The 14,929-nt window shown below is 62.8% G+C and carries 12 protein-coding genes; all 12 read right to left on the reverse strand.

What is annotated here, in order from left to right:
• Positions 1 to 47 precede the first annotated feature (47 nt).
• A complete protein-coding gene (locus NKJ11_RS03935; protein WP_023808905.1) occupies positions 48 to 986 on the reverse strand; it encodes a sugar phosphate isomerase/epimerase family protein in 939 nt (312 codons plus the stop codon).
• Entirely contained in the window at positions 986 to 2,503 is a 1,518-nt protein-coding gene (locus NKJ11_RS03940) for a glycerol-3-phosphate dehydrogenase (protein WP_128302322.1), read from the reverse strand. Before NKJ11_RS03940 ends, NKJ11_RS03935 begins: the two co-directional genes overlap by 1 nt.
• Positions 2,500 to 4,059: an FGGY-family carbohydrate kinase gene (locus NKJ11_RS03945; RefSeq protein WP_128302321.1), complete on the reverse strand. Its 1,560-nt coding sequence runs from the start codon at positions 4,057 to 4,059 to the stop codon at positions 2,500 to 2,502. The genes NKJ11_RS03940 and NKJ11_RS03945 overlap by 4 nt, the downstream gene beginning before the upstream one ends.
• 96 nt (positions 4,060 to 4,155) lie before the next feature.
• Positions 4,156 to 5,097: a D-ribose ABC transporter substrate-binding protein gene (locus NKJ11_RS03950; RefSeq protein ID WP_013533072.1), complete on the reverse strand. Its 942-nt coding sequence runs from the start codon at positions 5,095 to 5,097 to the stop codon at positions 4,156 to 4,158.
• A 38-nt stretch (positions 5,098 to 5,135) separates the two neighbouring features.
• Positions 5,136 to 6,269 carry an ABC transporter permease gene (locus NKJ11_RS03955; protein ID WP_128302320.1) on the reverse strand — a complete coding sequence of 378 codons (1,134 nt, stop codon included), beginning with the start codon at positions 6,267 to 6,269 and terminating at the stop codon, positions 5,136 to 5,138.
• Between the two features lie 26 nt (positions 6,270 to 6,295).
• Complete coding sequence (locus tag NKJ11_RS03960) at positions 6,296 to 7,837, reverse strand: sugar ABC transporter ATP-binding protein (RefSeq protein ID WP_352440100.1); 1,542 nt, start codon at positions 7,835 to 7,837, stop codon at positions 6,296 to 6,298.
• Positions 7,834 to 8,490 (reverse strand): DUF2291 domain-containing protein, encoded by a 657-nt coding sequence (locus NKJ11_RS03965; RefSeq protein ID WP_127296544.1) that lies wholly within the window; start codon positions 8,488 to 8,490, stop codon positions 7,834 to 7,836. Before NKJ11_RS03965 ends, NKJ11_RS03960 begins: the two co-directional genes overlap by 4 nt.
• A 33-nt stretch (positions 8,491 to 8,523) precedes the next feature.
• Positions 8,524 to 9,534 (reverse strand): sugar-binding transcriptional regulator, encoded by a 1,011-nt coding sequence (locus NKJ11_RS03970; RefSeq protein WP_127296545.1) that lies wholly within the window; start codon positions 9,532 to 9,534, stop codon positions 8,524 to 8,526.
• 422 nt (positions 9,535 to 9,956) lie between these two features.
• On the reverse strand, positions 9,957 to 11,669 hold the full coding sequence (locus NKJ11_RS03975; protein ID WP_502896762.1) for a glycerol-3-phosphate dehydrogenase/oxidase: 1,713 nt from the start codon (positions 11,667 to 11,669) through the stop codon (positions 9,957 to 9,959).
• Positions 11,666 to 12,442, reverse strand: coding sequence for a DeoR/GlpR family DNA-binding transcription regulator (locus NKJ11_RS03980; protein WP_352792725.1), 777 nt, complete (start codon positions 12,440 to 12,442; stop codon positions 11,666 to 11,668). The genes NKJ11_RS03975 and NKJ11_RS03980 overlap by 4 nt, the downstream gene beginning before the upstream one ends.
• Positions 12,439 to 13,974, reverse strand: coding sequence for an FGGY-family carbohydrate kinase (locus NKJ11_RS03985; protein ID WP_128302316.1), 1,536 nt, complete (start codon positions 13,972 to 13,974; stop codon positions 12,439 to 12,441). The genes NKJ11_RS03980 and NKJ11_RS03985 overlap by 4 nt, the downstream gene beginning before the upstream one ends.
• Positions 13,975 to 14,354: 380 nt before the next feature.
• Positions 14,355 to 14,903 carry a flavin reductase family protein gene (locus NKJ11_RS03990; protein ID WP_127255083.1) on the reverse strand — a complete coding sequence of 183 codons (549 nt, stop codon included), beginning with the start codon at positions 14,901 to 14,903 and terminating at the stop codon, positions 14,355 to 14,357.
• Positions 14,904 to 14,929: the final 26 nt, after the last annotated feature.

A 14,929-nucleotide genomic window follows, 5' to 3' on the forward strand; every position in this document is an offset into this window, starting at 1 on the left:
CGTTTTTCCTGGCCACCATCGGTGCCGGCGTCTAGCCAGCATTTCACTCAAGCCCGAGGCTTGAGACTGTCGCGACCGCTGTCGATATGAGGCGCCCAGAAATCCACCGACTCGCGGATCATCTCGATAACCTGATGGTCGACTGGTTCCCTCTCCCTGAAGGAAAGTTCAAGGCAAATTTCATTGTCGGTTCCACCGCCCTGCCGAACCGCGTCCAGCAACTTCTGCGGCACTATGCGGCCATCCTTGTTGTAGGCGGCCGTGAACGGCCAGTGCCCGCCCTTATTCATCGACGACTGCTTGATGTGGATGATCGGCGATTGCAAGGGAAACGCTTTCGCCCAGGCATAGGGATCGGTGTCGGCAGGGTTGGGCGAAGTGACGTCGCCATGGTCGATGTCGACCATCATTTTCATCGGTATGGGCAGCTTCGCCGCGTCGATGGCGCCTTGCAGCGTGGCGCAGCTTTCGATCGTGTGGCCGAACTCGCGGCCGACCGACATCGGCTCCCAGAACAGGTATGTCAGACCCGCCGCCTTGGCGTGTTCGGCCACCTCGCGCCAGCATTCGAGGGCGATATCGAGAAGCACTGCCCGCCGTTGCGGATCGTCAAAGTCCTTGTGGGTGAAGATGGCGAACTGCGTGCCCATGCCCGACGCACCGAGTTCCGCGGAAATATCGGCGAAGGTCTTGAACCAGTCGACATAGTAGCGCCGGACATCCGCGTCCGGATGGCCGAAGTGATTGAGCCGGCCATAAGGTCCGGTCATGCCGGAGGTGATCCGCACGCCGGTCCGCGAAAGCGCCCTGTCGAACAGGCGCAGGAATTTGGCAATCGTTGCCGCCGGCCAGCCCGGATTGACGAATTCATGCGTCAGCTGCACGTCGCGGATACCGATGCCATAGGCAATCGCGTCGATCAAATCGTCCGGATCGGCGAAACGGTTGACCAGCGGATTGGTGTTGAGGGAAAGCGTGAAGGCCATCAGTCTGCCGTCGCCATGATGTTATCGAACCAGTCTTCGAATGCTTTCCGCTCGGCCGCATTGAGATGCAGGCCATGTTTGGTGCGGCGTTCCAGAATATCGGCTGATGTGCCGGCCCATTCGGTCTCGGCCAGGAACCTTGCCTCCCGCTCATACAGGTCGGGACCGAAGCGGCGGCCGAGATCCGCCTCGCGCTGTGCGCCGGCGAGCAATTGCCTGGCACGGGTGCCGTAGCTTCGAGCGTAGTGCTTCACCAGCGACGGGCTGAGCCATAAAAACTCGGAATGCAGATCGCTCAGGAACTGCTCGAAGTCCGCATTGGGCAGGTCGCCTCCCGGCAAGGGGATTTTGGCCGTCCAGGCTTTCTTCATCATCGGAAAAAACGGCTGGATCTTTTCCAGCGCATGTTCCGACAGCTTGCGGAAGGTGGTGATCTTGCCGCCGAACACCGACAGCAGCGGCGCGTTGCCATTGGAGGCGTCGAGTTCGAAAATATAGTCGCGCGTCACCGCGCTTGGATTGTCGGCATTGTCGTCATAGAGCGGACGCACGCCTGAGAAACTATGGACCACGTCCTGTGACGTCAGCTGTCGCTTGAAATAGCGATTGACCACCTTGATCAGGTAATCGACTTCGCTTGCCTCGGCGACCACTTCCTCGGGCCTGCCTTCGTAGGGAATGTCGGTCGTGCCGATCAGCGCCAGATCGTTCTCGTAGGGGTTGACGAAGATCACTCGCTTGTCGTTGTTCTGGATGAGATAGGCCTGCCGCCCCTCCCAGAATTTGGGCACGACGATATGACTGCCTTTCACCAGGCGAACATTGCGGGTGGAGTTCTGCCCGGCGACTCGGCTGACAATGTCGTTGACCCACGGCCCGGCCGCGTTGACCAGCGCCCGCGCCCGGACCTTCGTCACCGCACCCGTGCGACCATCCTGCATGTCGATCGACCATAGTCCGTTTTCGCGGCGGGCCGCGACACAGGCGGTGCGCGTGAGCACTCTGGCACCGCGCTGCCTGGCATCCAGGGCGTTGAGCAGCACCAGGCGCGCATCGTCGACCCAGCAGTCGGAATATTCGAAACCGCGCTTGAATTCGTCCTTGATCGGCGCGCCTTCCGGCGCAGTCCTGAGGTTCAGTGTTCGTGTCCCCGGCAGGCGTTTACGGCCGCCAAGGTGGTCGTAGAGAAACAGCCCGAGCCGGACCAGCCATGCCGGCCTGTCTTGCGGGCTGTGCGGAAGAACGAAGCGCATCGGCCAGATGATGTGCGGCGCTGCCTCGAGCAGCACCTCGCGTTCGATCAGTGCTTCGCGAACCAGCCGGAATTCATAATATTCGAGGTAACGCAGGCCGCCATGCACCAGCTTGCCGGAGCGCGAGCTCGTGCCTTGCGCGAGATCGTCCTTTTCGCACAGGATGACGGACAGCCCGCGACCTGCCGCATCACGCGCTATGCCGGCTCCATTGACGCCGCCGCCGATCACGAAGAGATCGACGACATCTGTTGTATTGCTCAAGATCTTGCTCCTGTGCGGTGCGCCATGCCCTTCCACACCGGCCGAAGCGCCTGACGCGCTGCAACGAAGGAAGGGAAGAGGGCATCGTAGGTATGCGAAAGCGCCTCGTCATAGGCATCGCAGTCGCCGAGAAGCGGCGTCACCCATTCGGCGGCGCAGTCTTCCATCGAGCCATAGACGCCGAGGCCGACGGCCGCCATCATCGCGGCGCCTGCCGCGCCGGCTTCCTGGCGACTGCTGGTGCGCACCTGCGCCCGGGTCGCCGCCGCGATGATGCGGCGTAGGGAGGGGCTGCGCGCGGCGCCGCCCGACAGGCGGATCTCGCTCGGCACGGCGCCCATCGCCTGGTAGCAATCGCGTGCGGCGAAGGCCAGTCCCTCGAGGACGCCGCGTGCCAGATCGCCAAAGCCGTGCTTGACCGAAAGGCCGATGAAGCCAGCGCGTGCGTCAGGATCGACGAACGGTCCTCTTTCACCGGCCAGCGATATATAGGGCTGGTAGATCAGCGAACCAGGCTCCGATGCTTCCACCCAAGCGTCGAGGGCCTTCAGCAACTCGTCATGAGAAGGCTTGCCGCCAGCCGTCGCGAGCACGTCGCGCGCAAGGCCAAGCACCCAGTCTATGTTGAGCGTCGCCGCCATGTTGGATTGCAATTGTGCAAAGGCGCCTGGAATAGGCATGGCGATCGTGTAGCCGGAGCCATCGTCGTTCAGCACGACATCGTCGGGAGTGGCGGCAAAGCGTGTGTGTATGCCGGTCGAGCCGATGACCGTGCAGCCGACATTGCCCGAGGGATCATAGAGGCCGGCTCCGAGCGCCGTCATGACCATATCGACGTAACCCAGCACCACCGGCGTGCCTTCGAGCAGGCCAGTCTCTGCCGCCGCCGATCGCGACAGCGGATGATGGTCGGTGGTGCCTTCGAGCATGGGAGGCAACAGGCGGCGATGCGTCGTCAGATCCAGGATGTCGAGGGCTTCGTCGGAATAGCTGCGCGACCGAAAATCGCCGAAGGTGAAGGTTCCCTCGGAGGGATCCGTGGCGCGTTCGCCCGTCATCTTGAAGTAGAGCCAATCCTTGCAATGCAGTGCGGTCGCCGCCCGCTCCAGCATGTCGGGATGGTTCTTTTTCATGAAGGCAAGCTGGGCGCCTTGCTGGCAGGAATTCAGCCCCGTGCCGGTCAGCTCGAACCGCCTGCGATCCCGGGGATCGGCGCGCATCTCGTCCACCAGATGTCCAGCTCGGGCATCAAGCCACAGCCAGGCGCGCGAGACAGGCAAGCCGTCGCCATCGATCAGCCAGGTTCCGTCGCCCTGCCCGGTGATGGCCACCGCCGCGGTTCGTTGCGCGAGGTCGGGAACCTTGGCCGCGAGATCGCGAACGGTCCGCGCCATGTCGCGCCAGGTCTGGTCGAGGTCCTGCTCGGCGCCGCCGCCTTCCAGCGTGACGAAGCTATTGGGCACCGACGTCATGGCGAGCTGCCGCCCGGACAGGTCGAAAGCGATCGATTTGATCACCGACGTTCCCGCGTCGATGCCGATCAGCAGGTCTTTCATGCCGCAAATTCCGGTTGGTTGCGAAGGCGGTTCACGAGGGCAGTCATTTCGTAGAAGAGGCAGGGAGTGTCCGCAAGGACACCCCCTGTACAGGTATTACTCAGACAACACGAAGGGTGCGGTGTACTTGTCGACATTGTCCTTGGTGATGAGAAGGCAATCGAACAGCTGCTTCTCGGTCGCCGCACCGGTGGCACCCGTCTTGATAAACGAATCCGCCTGCTGCACGGCCTTGGCCGAGAAGATGGCGACCGGCTGAAGCACGGTGTACTGCAGTTCGCCGGACTTGATCGCCGCAACCGCATCCGGGGAGCCGTCGAAGCCACCGACCTTGATGCCGGCGAGCTTGCCGGCTTCCTTCAGCGCCGCAACCGCGCCAAGCGCCATCTCGTCATTGCCGCTGATCACGGCGATGATGTCGGGATTGGCCTGCAGCATGCTCTGCATCTTGTCGTGGCCCTGGGTACGATCCCAGTTGGCGACCTGCGAAGCAGCCTTTTCGAGATCCGGGTACTGGCTCAGCACAGTCGCGTACCCGTTCGAGCGCGTGGCGGCGTTGTTGTCAGACGGGGCGCCGAGCAGTTCGACATATTTGCCCTTTTCGCCGACGGCCTGCACCCACTGCTGGGCACCGAGAGCAGCACCCTGCGCGTTATTGGAAACGAGCTGACCCTTGGCGAGGCCTTCCTGATTGATCTCGGCATTGACGAGGAACACCGGGATGTTGGCTGCAATCGCCTTCTTCACCGCACCGACAGAGCCGTCGGCGTTGGCCGGATCGAGGATGATCGCCACCGACTTGTTGGTGATGGCGGTGTCGATCAAATTGCTTTCGGTATTGGTATCGCCCTTGTGGGCACCGACATTGGCCGTATAGCCAAGCTTTTCAGCCTCGGCCTTGGCGACGTTGCCCTCGGTCAGCCAGTAGGGGTTGGCCGGATCGTTGACGATGATCGAGATCAGGCCCGCGGCTGACGCGGCGGCCGTGAACCCGACGACCATCGCGGCGGCGAGCAGACTTTTCAGCATGGTTTTCATGTACATTCCTCCAATGATTACGCGGTGTTGCTGCCAGTTCACCTGGCAGTCTTCCCTTGGGCAGGATTGGCCGGTTCGGCCTTCCCCCGTTTCTGAGAAGTCGGTTGGCCACCTGACGCGCTTGGGAGCTTGCTACGGCGGCGATACTGAACGGCATTGAGGAGCACGGCGAGCACGATGACCGCGCCCGTGAACACTGTCTGCCAGTAGGATGAGATGCCGATGATCACCAGACCGTCGGACAGGAAGCCGATGACGAAGGCCCCAAGCAGGGTTCCGCGGATGTTGCCGCGCCCGCCGGTCAGTGCCGCGCCGCCGATGACGACGGCCGCGATGGCCGTCAGTTCGTAGGTGGTGCCGGCGGTCGGTCCAGCCGACGTCAACTGCGAGGACAGGATCAGGCCGGCGATGGCGGCACAGATGCCCGACAGCACATAGACGGAAATCTGCACCGTCTTGACCGGAACGCCGGAGAGTTCGGCCGCGCGCTCGTTGCCGCCCGAGGCGTAGAGCCAGCGCCCGAAAGCGGTGCGGTTCAAGACGATGCTGCCAATGAGCGCGATGACCACGAGAACCACGACGCCCGTCGGCACGCCGAACAGGCGGTTGAAGCCAAGCGCATCGAAGCCGGTGTTTCCGAGCTCGGGCTTGCCGCCGAGATTGTTATAGGTCAGGCCGCTGGTCATCAGCAGCGCCAGGCCGCGTGCCATGTACATGACGCCGAGCGTGGCGACGAAAGCCGGAACCTTGAAGCGCGCGATGAGCACGCCGTTGATCAGTCCGACGACGGCGCCGAGCATGCAGGCCAACACCGCGACCACCCAGACCGGCGGATAGAGAACGACACCCAGCCAGGTCAGCGTCACGCCTTGCATCAGGAACCCGGCAACGACACCGGCCAAGCCCAGCGTCGACCCCACCGACAGGTCGATACCGCCATTGAGGATGACGAGCAGCATGCCGATCGCGAGGATTCCGAAGATGGCGACATGCGAGGCCATGGTCAGGAAATTCGCCACCGAGAGATAGTAGGGCGACAGGATCGAGAACACGACGATGATGACGATCAGGGCAAAGAAAGCGCGACCCTCGAGCAGCAGCTTGGCGAGATCGAAGCCTTCGCCGCCCGCGCTTGGACTGGACTGTTTTCTGGCCTGGCTGACGTCGGTCATTGGTCTGGGCTCCGAAATTCTGGTGATCAGGCGACCACGGCTTCGCCAGAGGCGGCCATGATCTGCTCTTTGGTGGCGTTGGCGCCGAATTCAGCTGAAATCCTGCCACGCCGCATGACGACGATGCGGTGGGCAATGCTGAGGCATTCGTTGACCTCAGAGGTCGAGAAGACGACCGCAAGCCCTTGCGCGGCGCGTTCGCTCAGCAAGCGGAAGACCTCGGCCTTGGCGCCGACATCGATGCCACGGCTCGGTTCGTCGAGAAGGATGACTTTTGGGTTGGTCGTCAGCATCTTGCCGATGACGACCTTCTGCTGATTGCCGCCCGACAGCGATCCGATCATGGCATTGCCGCCTGCGGTCTTTATGGTCACCTTGCGGATCGAATCCTCGACCAGCCCACCCTCCTTGGAACGGGACAGAAACAGCCCCTTGGCGAACGCCTCGATGCTGGCCAGCGAGAGATTGCGGCCGACGGTCATCGTCTGCACCAGCCCGTCGCGCTGGCGGTCCTCGGGGACCAGCACAAGACCTCTGGAGATGCGCTGGGCAATGCTCAGTCCCGAAACGTCCTCGCCTTCCAGAAGCGCGCGGCCGCCCGCCATCGGCACCCGTCCGGCGACGGCTTCCAGCAATTCCGTGCGCCCGGCGCCCATCAGCCCATAGATGCAGACGATCTCGCCTGCCCGGACATCCAGCGACAGGTGGTCGACGACGGAATAGCCCGAGCCCGAAGTGTCGACGACGCTGACATCCTCGATCGACAGGGCGACCTCACCGAACGCATGGCCGGTCGGCGGCGAGCCGAGATCGAAGTTCTCGCCGACCATGTTGCGGACGATCCACTCGAGGTCGATGTTTCTGGCTTCAGCCGTCGCCGTTATCGCCCCGTCGCGCAGGACAACGGCGTAGTCGGTGATCTGCAGCGCCTCTTCGAGGTGATGTGAGATGTAGACGATGGAAACGCCGCGGCTGGTCAAATCGCGGATCACCTTGAACAGCACCTCCACCTCTGTGGCGCTGAGCGCCGAGGTCGGCTCGTCCATGATCAGGATGCGCGAATCGACCGACAGCGCCCGCGCGATCTCGACGATCTGCTGTTGGCCCAGGCGCAGATCCTCGACCAGGGTCATCGGGTCGATGTCCTCTTCGAGATCAGCCATCAGCGCGCGCGCCTGGCGCGATTCTTCGGCGAAGTCGAGGCCGGTCCTGGTGCGCAGTTCGCGGCCCATGAAGATGTTGTCGCGAACGCTGAGATTGGGCGCCAGGCTCAGTTCCTGGTGAATGATCGAGATGCCGCGATCGCGTGCGTCCGAGGATGAGGAAAAACTGACGAGATTGCCGTCGAGCACGATGTCGCCGGATGTCGGCGTGACCACGCCGGAGAGGATCTTCATCAGCGTCGACTTGCCGGCGCCATTTTCTCCGAACAGCGTGGTGACCTTGCCGCGATGGATGTCGAAATTGACGCCCTTGAGTGCATGGACGCCGCCATACGACATGACGATGTTGCGCGCCGAAAGCACGGCGTCGCCATTCGCGGGTCCGGTGTCGGCAGCCGCGCTCATTTGACCTCCAGCCTCACCGGAGTGACCAGCCAGCTCTTCGGGTTGACCAGCTTGAATGCGCCGACCACCGATATGGTCTTGCCGGTCAAGGTGCTCGTATCGACCTTGGCCAGGATTTCCTTCTTCATCTCGTTGTTCAGCGCCGAACCGGCGTCCTGGTATTCGATCTGGTTGGTGAACTGGCCGAATGTGATCTTGCCGGTGGCGTCGCGAAGCTCGGTGCCGTTGATCGCCGGTCCCGTCTGCACGCGGATCATCAGCGTGTCCGGCACACCTTCGACGGCGACTTTGTAGATGCCCGATTTTCCTTCGCCGACGACGCCGGTGAACTTCACCGAGATGACCGGCCCAACGCCCGCCGGCACGCCGTATTCCTTTTCCGCCGTTGCCCTGTCCTTGGTGATCGCCGTCGCCACCGTTGCCGCGTCGGCGGCACGCGCTTCGACATCGGCCTGCACCTTGGGAAACTCCGACTTGCCGTAGTCGGCGGCGGAAAAGACGGCGCTGCGGACATCGCCGGCAGAGCCGATCCTGACCACGTTGGTGTCGAGCGCCATGGCGCCGAGCAGGACGACAACCGCAGCGCCGGCAAGTACCCGACGCAAGCCGGGCGAAGCCGGCCTGGTTGGTGCGGGGGCGGCCTTCGCGCTCATGACGCAACCGCCGGCAAGGCTGATCCGCGCTTGTCACGCATTTGACGATCCTCCGTTCACATGGCGCTTCGCACCATTGGGTTTGTTCTGTTCGACAAGGGCACGGGCGGTGGACTCGTCAGTGATCAGCCCGCTCAGATAGCGGCTTTCGAGCACCGCCTTGATGGCGCGTATTTTCACCTTGCCGCCGGCGACTGCGACGATCCGACGGCCCTTCAACTGGTCCCGCGGAAGCGCCAGGATTCTGTCCGACAGCGCCGTTTCCACCGGGCGTCCCTTGTCGTCGAAGAAGTGGGCGAGCAGCTCGCCGACGCCGCCATCCCGTTTGACCTCATCGATTTCGGAATGTTCGATCATGGCGGTAGCGACCAGCGAGGCTTCCCGTTCGGCGGTGCCTATGCCGACGAACATCAGGTCGGACCGGCTTGCGAGGTCGAAGACATCGCTGATGCCGCGCTGGCCAAGCAGCACTTCACGGTCCTCGGCGGTGTTGGCGACGAAAGGCACCGGCATCACATAGGCCTGCGCGCCGGTCCGCTCGGCCAGCCGATGCATGACATCGTGCGGGTTGGCCGCGAATTTGCGCGTCACGCCGCCAAGCAGCGAGACGAAACGGATATGGGCAGCGGCGGTGCGCGTCAGATACTCGACGCTTGCGGCAAGGGTACGGCCATGGCCGACGCCGATCAGCATGTCCTCGCCGCGATCGATCTCCCGCTTCAGAAACTGAGCGCCGGCGATGCCAAGGGCCTTCAGCGGCAGCTCGTCCTGATCGAGATCAGGAACGACCTCGCAGTAATCCAGCCCGTAAGCATTGATCAGCTGCTGCTCGAGGTCGATGCATTCGCCGACATCGCCGTCGATGATTACCCTGACAAGGCCATCCTGGGTGGCCCGGGTGATGAGCCGATGCGCCTTGAGGCTGGTCAGGCCGAGCCGCTTGGCCACCTGGGCCTGCGTCAGCCCCCCGGCATAGTGAAGCCAGGCCGCGCGGGTGGCGAGGCTGGACTCATGATCGCGGTTAGCGGCTCCGCCGGATTTCAAGCCATCTCCTCCCTGAGATGATATTATTATCTTTGTGTGCAAAAATTTTCACATCCCTGCATCGCTGTCAATCCCTCGCCGGATTTGGCGCATGCACATACGGGGAATTCACAGTTCTCGCCCTTCCCGAAACGCCGGTCTGCCGGCATTTCGGCGGGCAACATCGACCTATTAGGAGGTGAGCATGTCACTTGATCATACGGCTATGTTAATTTAACGTCAATCTGTGTTATTTCGTGTCTGAGCCAGTAGAATTGCACAGCCATCGGCTATCCAATTTTTTGCTAACTAACTGTTTCTCAATAATAATACCTAATATCGCAAAATCCCAACCCGCCTGTGAGTTGAGCGATTGGGGATGCGGCGCATCCTTAGGCAAACCGACCGGATTGCCTTGGGAAAGAGCATCGGCGACGGAATGATCAGCCCAGCCGCATCAGGTTCCGGTCCTCGAGTTCCAGGGCGGCGGCCTCGACTTCCTCTGCGAGGCGCCCGGCGCTCCAGCCCAGCGCCCGTCCGGCAATCGTCGCAATCTCCTGCAGATCCCGGCCCGTCAGTGACCCTGATATCGCCAGGGTGCTGCGGCGCATGACGATATCGGCCAGATGTTCGACGAACTCGGTGCGGACGATGTAGTCGATTTCCGATTTGCTGTAGCTTTCTGAATCCGGCAGCCGACCCTCATCACCCGACCCATGCGTGGCGATCTGCGTGGCTCTGGTGCCATATCGCGACAGCAGCGCCTCGAGACGCCGTCCTCCAGCGCCCGTTTCCGAGTGAGCCAGAGCCAGCCAACTTGCTCGCGCTGCGGCATCGGCCGGGAAATCCCTGCCGCCGCCGATCGGCATGGCCTGCGTCGTCACCTTGCGGCTGCGCTGCAGGCGGCCGAGCACGGTGTCGGCGACTTCCTCGGCGAAGCCGCGAAAGGTCGTCCACTTGCCGCCGATCAGCGAGATGACCGCGAAAGGTCTGTTCCCATCCGGCTCGGCGACTGGCGCCGAGTGGTCACGGCTGATTAAGCCGGGCACCGATGCATCCGAGGCCGGCAGCGGCCGGATGCCGCTATAGGCATAGACGATCTGGTCGCGTTCGAACGCCATCCCCGGCAGCAGCGTGCGTACGCTGTCGAGCAGGTACTCCACTTCGTCAGGCTCGCAGCGTACCGCGTCGGGATTGTCGGCCTTGATGTCGGTAGAGCCGACCAGCGCCAGGCCGAGATAGTCGTAGACAAGGCAGATGCGGCCGTCATCGGCCTCGAAATAGAGCATGCGCCCGGCAAGGCTTCTGACCAGCTCGTCATGCTTCAGCAGGATGTGCGAGCCCTTGGTACCGCCGATCATCTTCGACGGCGCGCCTAGCAAATCGTTGACATCGTCGATCCATGGACCGGCGGCATTGACCACCAGCTTCGGCCGCACCGAAAAGGCCGCGCCGTTTTTCGGCTGGAAGGTCAGCACGCCATCGGCGGACTTCGCCAGCGCCGTGTAGTTCGCGCTGGCCGAGGCCGTATTTGCCTGCAGCCCATCGAGGATCAGTTCGAGCACCAGCCTTTCGGGATGGCTTATCTTGGCGTCGTAATAGGTGCCGGTGGCGACGATCGAGGGGTTGAGCGCCGGCATCTTGCTGAGCGCCTGGCGCCGCCCGACCATGCGGTGGCGCGGCATGACCTGGTTTCGCGAGCCGTAGAAATCATAGATCATCAGGCCGATCTTGATCAGGATGGCGCCGCGGCTGCGCGGCGCGCTGGTCGAGCCGAACAGCGTCCGCAGCGCCGCCAGCATGCCCTTGCTCCAGGAAAAGATCGGGATGACGGTCGGCAGCGGGCTGACATAGTGCGGCGCGTTTTTCAAAAGCAAATTGCGCTCGAGCGTCGATTGCGCCACCAGCCCGAATTCGCCAGTTTCTAGATATTTCAGGCCACCGTGAATGAGCCGCGATGGCGCGGCACTGGTGCCGGAGCCGAAATCCGCCTTGTCGACGATCAGGCAGCTGACGCCCTGCGCGCACAGGTCGCGAAACAAGCCCGCCCCGTTGATGCCGGCGCCAAGGATGACGACGTCGACCTCGCCGGTCCCGGCCATGGCGGCCAATCGCCCGGCGGGATTTTCCGTAAATGTTGCTTCGCTTGAGCTCATGGCGCTTTCGTCTTGACGATGCGCAGCTTCACGCCGGCCCGTTCGAGGGCCCGCGCCCGCGCATCGCCCAGGCCTTCGGTCGCCAGCACGACGTCGAAGCTGGTCAGATCGTCGAAGACGTGCAGTGCGATCCTGTCGAACTTGGCATGGTCAATCAAAAGGATGCGCTTGACCGATGCGGCCATCATCGCCTGCTTGACCCGCACGACATTGGGGTCCTGGATGAAGGCGGTGGTTCCAGTGATGGCCGAAGCCGAACAGATCAGCACATTGGCGCGCAGCTGCGCCACGGCGTTCTCGCAGACGATGCCGATATAGGCGTTGTAGGTGCCGTGGTACTGACCGCCGAGACAGATGAAGTCGAGTTCGTCGACATTGGTCAGCAGGGAAGCCGTCGCCACTGAATTGGTGATGACGGTCAGCGGCTTGACGTCGAGCAGCAGCGTGGCGACGGCGTTTGCCGTCGAGGAATCGTCCAGCATCACCACTTGGCCGGCCTCGACATAATCGAGCGCTGCCCGCGCCAAGGCATCCTTCTCGGCCCGGTTGACCGTCACCCGGTAGCGGAAAGCGCTTTCGTAGAGGCCGGACGGCTGAACCGTCACCGCACCGTGCAGCTTGCGCAGCACACCCTGCTGCGCCAGCCGGTCGATGTGCCGGTGGATGGTCATGCGCGATACGCCGAAATGCTCGACCAGATTGTCGATGCGCACCTGGCCGAGCTTGATCACATAGTCGGCGATCTCTTCGCGTCGTTCGTCGGCCTTGATCATGCGGTTCCCCCAGTGTCTTGCCGCGCCAGCTTCTCGATCTCCGGCCAATGCGGTTCGAGCGCACCGGCTATGCGGCCATAGAGGGAAAAGCGCTCGTTGAACACAGCACTTGAGGCCGCCTTCGGCTCGTATTGGCGTGCCGTCATGCCGACCTGCCTGGCGCCCTGTTGCGGCGTCGCGAAGATGCCAACCGCGGCACCCGCGCAAAGGGCAGCGCCAAAGGCCGCGGCCTCGTCGGTCGAGGTGACGATGACCGGGGCGTTCAGCACATCGGCAAACATCTGGACGAAGGCCGGATTGCGCGAGCCGCCGCCGGTCAGGCGGATCTCGCTGATAGCAAAGCCGTCGCGCAAGGCTTCGACATGGGTACGATGATTGAAAGCAATGCCCTCCAGGACCGCCTTGAGCATATCGCCGCGATCGTGCCAGCCGTGAAGGCCGACAAAGCTGGCGCTGGCGACATCGCCAAAGGGGGAGCCGAACAGATAGGGATGAAACAGGATGGTCGACCGCTTTTTCAGCGCCGCGTCGATCTCGCCTGCCAGAAACTCGTGGATCGAGCCACCACCGACCGATGCCCTCTCCTGTTCCGAGCGGCAGAACGTGTCGAGAAACCAATCGTAGTTCGCGGTCGAGGCCGGCGATATCGCCATGTTGTTCCAGCGGCCGGCGTCGATGGCGTTGCGACAGAGCCAACGCGGATCGACGCGCGGTTGCGAAGAGACTACTTCGTTGATGGAATAGGTCCCGGCGACAATGGCGAGCACGCCCTCCTCATGGCCGCCCATGCCAAGTGCGGAGCCAGTTACGTCATGCAGGCCGCTCGCGACCGGTGTCCCCTTGGCAAGGCCGGTCATGTCGGCGGCCTCGGCGGTAACGTGGCCGGCGATCTCGGCCGAATGCGCCATCGGCGGCAGCGCGTCGAAAAGATCGTCCAGTTCGAAGATGCGCATCGCTTCCAGCGCGTAATCCTGCGTGCGGAAATCCGTGAATGAGGTGCTGGCCTCGGTACGGTCGGTGCCGATCGTGCCGGTCAGGCAAAAGCGCAGCCAGTCCTTGCAGGCCAGTATATGCCCGATGCGGCCATAGCGGTCGGGTTGGTTCTTCCTGATCCAGGCCAGCAGCGCCGACGGAGCCGAAACGTGCGGCGCCTGTCCGGTGCGCGCCAACGCATTTTGGAAGACCCCGTCCGCCGACCATTGTTCGACAATCTCGCCGGCGCGGCTGTCAAGCGACAGGATACCGGGGCCTAGCGGCCGGCGATCCTTGTCGAGCAAATAGAGACCATCGCCGTGTGCGGTCGCCGCCACCGCCTTGATATCGTTGGCGGGCCGGCCGCACAATGCGATCGCTTCGCGGATGGCATCGGCGGTGGCTTGCCATAGCCTTGCCATGTCGCGCTCCACCCAGCGCGCATGGGGCATCAATTGCGGAACCCGCCGACGCGACACCGACAACTGCGTGCCATCGGCATCAAAGATCACCGCCTTGGTGACCGTGAGACCGTTATCGATTCCGAGCAAACTGGGCATGGGCGCCGCCGCTTTCAGCAACTGGTGAAGGGCGCTGCAAGGCAAACCTGCAGGTTGGGATAGGGAGGACAGTCATGACGACAATCAACGAGCAACGGTGATACAAAAGCGACGCATCCGACGCGGTAAACAGACCATAATAGCATGTTAAGTTAACGTCAACATGTGAGGAAAAGTCTGACGTCATCTGCGACAAAAATTGCCATCCACTCGTACCGCATCCGATGCGGGACGAAGTTCCGGCCAATGCCCAACTGGCCGGATGACCCTCAACCCTGCGCGGCGAGCCAGGGAGCGCGGTACGACTGACGCCGAACGCGCTTCGACTGGCTTTGCAAGTCCCGTGCGCAACGACCGGACAACCCGCGCTTCGGCGCCGTTCAAAGAAAACGCGACGACTCAAGAAGCTCAGCCACCCCGTCCAGTTCCTTGTGCAGGCGATGCCAGCGACGGTCGAGATAAACAAGCGAATGCGCCTCCGGGGGGACCTCGTCCGGCTGCACCTCGCCGTCAAGGAGTTCGGCCGCGACCAGCGTCGCGCCCTCGATCGGCAGGATGCCGAGCCGACGGGCGCGGAACCAGGTCGAAACGCCGGTATAGCGGGGTTCGCCCGTAGGCAGCCGCGCCCAGGCGCCTCCCGGCGGGAAACGTTCCGCGCCGCTCGACGCGCAGAGCTGCGCCAGGTCGATATCGGTGAAGCGCAGCAGGTGGATCACCATGGTCTCGGCCCGTAGCAAGGGCTCTGACGAAGTCGATTTCATCGACAGCGAGAAAGCGACGACCGGCGGCGCAGCACTTACCGAGATCAGCGAGGATACGGTCATTGCCACCGGCCTGTCGCCGGGATCGGCCGTGATCACGGCAACACCGGCCGGATGGTGGCGAAAGGCTTCGCGGAAGGCGTTGGTCATCGGATGCGGGAAGCTCATCGACGTCTCTCTTCTGCAGCGTGAAT

Source organism: Mesorhizobium sp. M0243 (assembly GCF_040321775.1).
In the GTDB taxonomy this organism is placed as follows: Bacteria; Pseudomonadota; Alphaproteobacteria; order Rhizobiales; family Rhizobiaceae; genus Mesorhizobium.

What these genes read in the sequence shown, in the direction of transcription:
- NKJ11_RS03935 (WP_023808905.1), bottom strand. Translation starts at nt 986, where the DNA reads ATGGCCTTCACGCTTTCCCTCAACACCAATCCGCTGGTCAACCGTTTC.
- NKJ11_RS03945 (WP_128302321.1), bottom strand. Translation starts at nt 4,059, where the DNA reads ATGAAAGACCTGCTGATCGGCATCGACGCGGGAACGTCGGTGATCAAA.
- NKJ11_RS03950 (WP_013533072.1), bottom strand. Translation starts at nt 5,097, where the DNA reads ATGAAAACCATGCTGAAAAGTCTGCTCGCCGCCGCGATGGTCGTCGGG.
- NKJ11_RS03955 (WP_128302320.1), bottom strand. Translation starts at nt 6,269, where the DNA reads ATGACCGACGTCAGCCAGGCCAGAAAACAGTCCAGTCCAAGCGCGGGC.
- NKJ11_RS03960 (WP_352440100.1), bottom strand. Translation starts at nt 7,837, where the DNA reads ATGAGCGCGGCTGCCGACACCGGACCCGCGAATGGCGACGCCGTGCTT.
- NKJ11_RS03965 (WP_127296544.1), bottom strand. Translation starts at nt 8,490, where the DNA reads ATGAGCGCGAAGGCCGCCCCCGCACCAACCAGGCCGGCTTCGCCCGGC.
- NKJ11_RS03975 (WP_502896762.1), bottom strand. Translation starts at nt 11,669, where the DNA reads ATGAGCTCAAGCGAAGCAACATTTACGGAAAATCCCGCCGGGCGATTG.
- NKJ11_RS03980 (WP_352792725.1), bottom strand. Translation starts at nt 12,442, where the DNA reads ATGATCAAGGCCGACGAACGACGCGAAGAGATCGCCGACTATGTGATC.
- NKJ11_RS03985 (WP_128302316.1), bottom strand. Translation starts at nt 13,974, where the DNA reads ATGCCCAGTTTGCTCGGAATCGATAACGGTCTCACGGTCACCAAGGCG.
- NKJ11_RS03990 (WP_127255083.1), bottom strand. Translation starts at nt 14,903, where the DNA reads ATGAGCTTCCCGCATCCGATGACCAACGCCTTCCGCGAAGCCTTTCGC.